6 protein-coding genes are annotated in these 5,251 nt (G+C 44.5%); 4 read left to right on the forward strand and 2 right to left on the reverse strand.

What is annotated here, in order from left to right; genetic code table 11:
- The coding region (locus tag A3761_RS17250) for a peptidylprolyl isomerase (protein WP_068750581.1) at positions 1–470 on the forward strand (470 nt) is incomplete at its 5' end.
- 85 nt (positions 471–555) lie between these two features.
- Positions 556–1,251: an FKBP-type peptidyl-prolyl cis-trans isomerase gene (locus tag A3761_RS28795; protein ID WP_068514517.1), complete on the forward strand. Its 696-nt coding sequence runs from the start codon at positions 556–558 to the stop codon at positions 1,249–1,251.
- Between the two features lie 74 nt (positions 1,252–1,325).
- On the opposite strand, the gene A3761_RS17260 is transcribed toward A3761_RS28795, so the two are convergent.
- Entirely contained in the window at positions 1,326–2,066 is a 741-nt protein-coding gene (locus A3761_RS17260) for a hypothetical protein (protein ID WP_068554132.1), read from the reverse strand.
- Between the two features lie 69 nt (positions 2,067–2,135).
- Positions 2,136–2,432 (reverse strand): PilZ domain-containing protein, encoded by a 297-nt coding sequence (locus A3761_RS17265; RefSeq protein ID WP_068514521.1) that lies wholly within the window; start codon positions 2,430–2,432, stop codon positions 2,136–2,138.
- Between the two features lie 220 nt (positions 2,433–2,652).
- Here A3761_RS17265 and A3761_RS17270 point away from each other — a divergent pair, with 220 nt between their 5' ends.
- Together A3761_RS17270 and A3761_RS17275 are read left to right on the forward strand one after the other, a co-directional pair.
- Positions 2,653–4,095, forward strand: coding sequence for an aspartate kinase (locus A3761_RS17270; RefSeq protein WP_068554130.1), 1,443 nt, complete (start codon positions 2,653–2,655; stop codon positions 4,093–4,095).
- 41 nt (positions 4,096–4,136) lie between these two features.
- The gene (locus A3761_RS17275; protein WP_068514528.1) at positions 4,137–5,189 is read left to right on the forward strand and encodes an AI-2E family transporter; all 1,053 of its coding nucleotides are present in this window, start codon (positions 4,137–4,139) and stop codon (positions 5,187–5,189) included.
- Positions 5,190–5,251 lie beyond the last annotated feature (62 nt).

Raw genomic sequence — 5,251 nt, forward strand, 5'->3', positions numbered from 1 at the left:
TAACCTTTCATTATAGACTATCGAATGAGCAAGGCAGTGAGCTGGAGGCCTCTCATGGAGAAGACCCGGTTGCTTATTTGCATGGCCATGGAAATATTATTTCTGGTTTGGAAAAAGGCCTGGAAGGTCAGTCGGCAGAAGATGTTTTGACTGTGACGGTTGAACCTCAAGACGGCTATGGCCTGCGTAAAGAAGAAGCTGTTCAGCGCGTACCAATTAAGCACCTAGTGGGCGATAAAAAGCAAAATTCCAAGTTGAAGCCTGGTATGGTGGTTTCGATTAATACCGAAGAAGGTCCAAGGCAGGTTGTGGTATTAAAGGCAGGAAAGTTTAATGTCGATGTGGACACGAATCACCCTTTGGCCGGGCAGGTTTTGAGTTTCGATATTGAAATTCAGAGCGTCAGGGAAGCAACAGAAGATGAGTTGGCTCACGGGCATGCTCATGGTGTTGGTGGTCACCACCATTAACAAGTGCTAATGTTGCAAGCATAGAGATTTCACCAAAAAACAAGTAACGTGAGCGTTTTTAGAATGGCTTCTTCAGGAAATGAACATGAAAAAAACGCTTCTAGGCCTAGCTCTAATAGGTGCTTCTACTCTCAGCTATGCTGCTGAACCTCTAAAGTCTCTTGATACTCAAGATCAAAAAGTTAGCTATAGCTTTGGCTTGGTTCTAGGTAAGCGCATGACTAACGATATGCCTGATTTGCAAATCGACGTATTCGTCCAAGGTTTGAAAGATGCTTATAGTGGCAACCCTCAACTTATTACCGATGAGCAGGTCGCGCAGACTCTATCTGACTTTCAGCGAGACCTACAGCAAAAGCAGCTAGAAGAAGTTCAAAAAGCGGGTGAAGAAAACAAAAAAGCGGGGAAAGAATTCCTAGCTGAAAACAAGAACAAAGAAGGTATTGTTACCCTAGAGAGCGGCCTTCAGTATAAGGTTTTGACCGAAGGTAAAGGTCTGCAGCCTGGGCCGACAGATGTTGTGAAAGTTCACTATACCGGCTCTTTGATCAACGGTACGGTTTTTGATAGCTCGATTGATCGTGGTCAGCCAGTAAGTTTTCCGGTTAATGGTGTGATTGCTGGATGGACAGAAGCCCTTCAGTTGATGCCTACTGGTTCAAAGTGGCAGCTGTTTATTCCTTCGGACTTGGCATATGGTCCAAACGGTAACCGTTCTATCGGGCCGAATGAAACGTTGCTATTCGATGTCGAGTTGTTGGATATCGAAGCGAAAAAATAAAGTAGCTTAATCGTCAGTACTATCGAAAGAATACACAATGTATTCTTTCGAATCTCTTCTTCTTACTCTTATTATTAAAACACTACATTCAAACGAACTAGTCCGGGTATGCCCAAGATATCGCTATTGCTGAATATCATTGGGATAATATCGATATTGACTCGTTCACTATAAGACCAGCGGGTACCGACTAAGGCCGTTGTATCGCTATCGTCTTGCGTTGACATAACAACTTCAGCGCCAATCGAGAATAAGCCACTTTCTGTATCAATTAGACCAGCATAAGCGCCCAAACCTAATTCTAGGAATGTATCACTATTGTCTGCAATATCGCTGTAAATAAGAGATGGTGTGAGTGTGAATGTTGCTGCATCGGCCGAAATCGTGGCTGCGACCCCTAGCTTTAAATTAGTTTGATCGTTATTGCTGTTGTCAAAATCAATGACAGATAAGCCTGTTACCAAAGACCAAGCAAACTGATCTGTCGTTTGCTGATCACCTGATCTAATAGGCGGGAGCCCCCATTTTAGGCTAACGTCGTTCCCTGTAGAGGCGGTGTTAAGGCCTAGTCCACTATTCAAAATAAGCTCAGCCTGGGAAAGCCCGAGTCGAATACTGCCGCCATTTTGTAAACCGTTCGCACCACTGTGCAGGTCAATGGATATATGGTCGCCAGTGTTTACTTTACCCTGTTCAAGAAAGAACCCGCGTGAAGGAGGCGTATAAGCTTTTTTAAACGGCTCTTCAGCGGCGACAAAGGTGCTGGCAGAGGCACTGCAGGCAATAAGAGAATAGCTAAGAAGGTGGTTTTTCATGATTAGACGTTCCTTGATTTCACAGATATTAATTCAATTTGGCTAAGTTTAAATAGGGGGCAACTGATACTAGGAGATAAACTTCAGACCAATACCCGCAGGTTCCATTCGGACAATTTTCATTTTCAGTACAGGCGCTGTTTCTCCCATGCCCTGGACCTGGCCCTGGACAACGGTGCCGACCGGTGGCATAGGAATATTCTCTGTTAGAAGAAATACACCGCCATCGGAGATATCACGGGTAGTGACAATTTGATCGCCAATACTGGGGTGAGACACTTTAAGTTTACACTTCATTGGTGTCCGGTGCTCAGAGCGTTTGTCGGGCTGTGCGGATGTTGAGGTGTTTTCGTTTTCAATGGTCATTTTATTAGCAGGCCACTTAGCTTAAATAATTGCTCTGCATTATATCGATAATAAAAACGAATATCGCCAATCTAGCTTTAAGTTTTGGAAAGATTACATGGCTTGCAGTCTTTCAGTGAGGGCTAAAAATGAGGCAGATAGACAAATTTCGTTAATGGCGTAAAATAGCGCGTTTTTTACAGGCTAGTTCTCTAAAGCGTGTTGGTGATAGAAGGGTGTTATGAAATCGCATAGTGTTGAAAAGATCGGTGGAACGTCAATGAGTGATTATGTCGCTATTCGCGATAATATAATCAGCAAACCCTCAAGAGAGGATACGATCTATCAGCGTGTATTTGTGGTTTCAGCGTATGGCGGCATGACAGACGCTTTGTTAGAGCACAAAAAGACTAGCCAGCCAGGAATCTATGCGTTATTTGCCAACGGCTTGAAAGACAAGAGTTGGCACCAGGCGCTGCAGCAAGTGAAAGCTGATATGCAGGCCATAAACGCAGGCTTATTTGGTGAAGGTGAGCTTTTGCAGCAGGCGAATAGTTTTATTGGCGAGCGTCTGGATGATGCAGAGCAGTGTCTTGTTGATCTTCAAAGACTTTGTCAACACGGGCATTTTGAGCTTTCCGCACATTTGGCGACTGTTCGGGAAATGTTGGCGAGTATCGGTGAGGCTCATAGCGCTTGGAACACTGCAAAGCTTCTTGAACGTGACGGTTTCAATGCTTGTTTTGTTGATTTAACTGGCTGGCGCGCGGCACAGCATACCTCTTTGGATGAGCGGATCGTTGAAGCGTTTCAAGGCTTGGATTTGGCAAGTCAGATACCTATCGCGACGGGTTATGCGCATAGCGAGGAAGGCTTGATGTCTACTTTTGACCGTGGCTATAGTGAAATGACCTTTAGCCGCATCGCTGTATTGACCGAAGCGCGTGAAACCATCATCCATAAAGAATTTCACTTGAGCACGGCTGATCCTCGTTTGGTTGGTGAAGAAAATGCTATTCCTATCGGACGGACAAACTATGATGTTGCCGATCAGTTAGCTAACCTGGGCATGGAAGCTATTCACCCTAAAGCGGCCAAGGGTTTACGTAGTAACCGTATTCCTTTAAGAGTTAAGAATACTTTTGAGCCTGACCATCCTGGTACACTTATCACCGGAGACTATGTCAGTGACGAGCCTTGTGTCGAAATTATTGCAGGTTGCAAGGGCATCTATGCACTGGAAGTGTTCGATCAGGGGATGACGGGTAGTGTCGATACTTATGACCAGAAAATTCTTGAGCTGATCAGGCGCTTCAAAGGCCATGTTGTTTCTAAAGATATTAATGCGAACACCATTACTCATTATCTTGCTACAAACCTGAAAACAGTAAAGCGTATATACGGTGCTCTGGAAAAATGTTTTCCTGAGGCCGAGATTGACCAGTGCAAAGTTGCGATTGTTTCGGCGATTGGCAGTAATATGCAAGTGCCTGGTATGTTGGCGGTGACGGTCAAGGCGCTGGCAGAGCAGGAAATTAGTGTTTTAGCAATGCATCAATCTATGCGACAAGTTGACATGCAGTTTGTTGTCAACGAAGACGACTATGACTTGGCGGTGAAGAGCCTGCATAGTAGCTTGGTCGAAATTCACAATCACGGTATCGCGATTTGCCCTGCTAATTAACAATTAGATCTCGTGGGAACATCCTGCTAAAGGAGTTGGCAATGCATCAGATCTCTGGGTTTTCATCGGCAGCACGTACGCTGTTTGTTTTGGCGGCATTTGTTATTGTGGTTGCAGGTATACGCGCTGCTGAGTCATTGATGGTGACGTTTCTACTCTCCGGTTTTTTTGCCATCATTTGTGCGCCTCCCTTTCTCTTTATGCAACGGAAAGGCTTGCCTGCCTGGCTGTCCTTGATACTGGTGGTTATTTTTATCAGCCTGGTGCAGTTGGTGATTATCTCTATTATTACCACTTCACTCACTGCGTTCTCAAATGACCTACCCCAGTACCAGATACGCCTGCAAGCATTGATGGGCGAACTAATCAGTGGCTTAAATTCCTGGGGCTTGGATATTCCAAAGGAAAAGTTAATGCAATTGTTTGACCCGTCAACGATTTTTAAGTTGGCGGTAAGCACTCTGGGGAACCTGGGTGGCGTTTTATCGAACTCCTTTCTGATTGTGTTAACAGTGATTTTTATGCTTTTTGAAGGTGTTTCATTGCCGGCAAAACTTCATAAGGCTTTCGGCGAAGACAGTACCTTGATGGAGCATATTGAATTATTTTTAGAGAATGTTAATCGTTATATGAGTATCAAGGTTGTAGTGAGCCTGGGAACGGGTGGGTTAATCTATATCTGGTTGCTTATTCTGGGGGTTGAATATCCCTTGTTGTGGGCTTTAATTGCTTATCTTCTAAATTTTGTACCGAATATTGGTTCCATTATCGCAGCAGTACCCGTGATGTTGTTGGCCTTAATTCAATTAGGGCCTTTGCATATGTTGTTGGTTGCAGCGGGTTATTTATTTGTTAATACCTTGATGGGCAATGTTATTGAGCCGCGCTATATGGGGCGGGGCTTAGGGCTTTCTACTTTGATTGTTTTCTTGTCTTTGGTATTTTGGGGTTGGGTGCTTGGGCCAGTGGGGATGTTACTGTCTGTCCCACTGACCATGCTGTTAAAAATTGCCTTTGAAAGCAGTGACGAGACCCGCTGGATCGCAATCATTATGGGGCCAGATGTTGCTCAAGAAAAAGATGAGAAGCGGTAGTTCTAAATGAGCAGCTACCAAAGATCCTCTTCATCTTGAGAGTCGCTTTGAATTAGAATCCT

Source organism: Oleiphilus sp. HI0123, assembly GCF_001635315.1.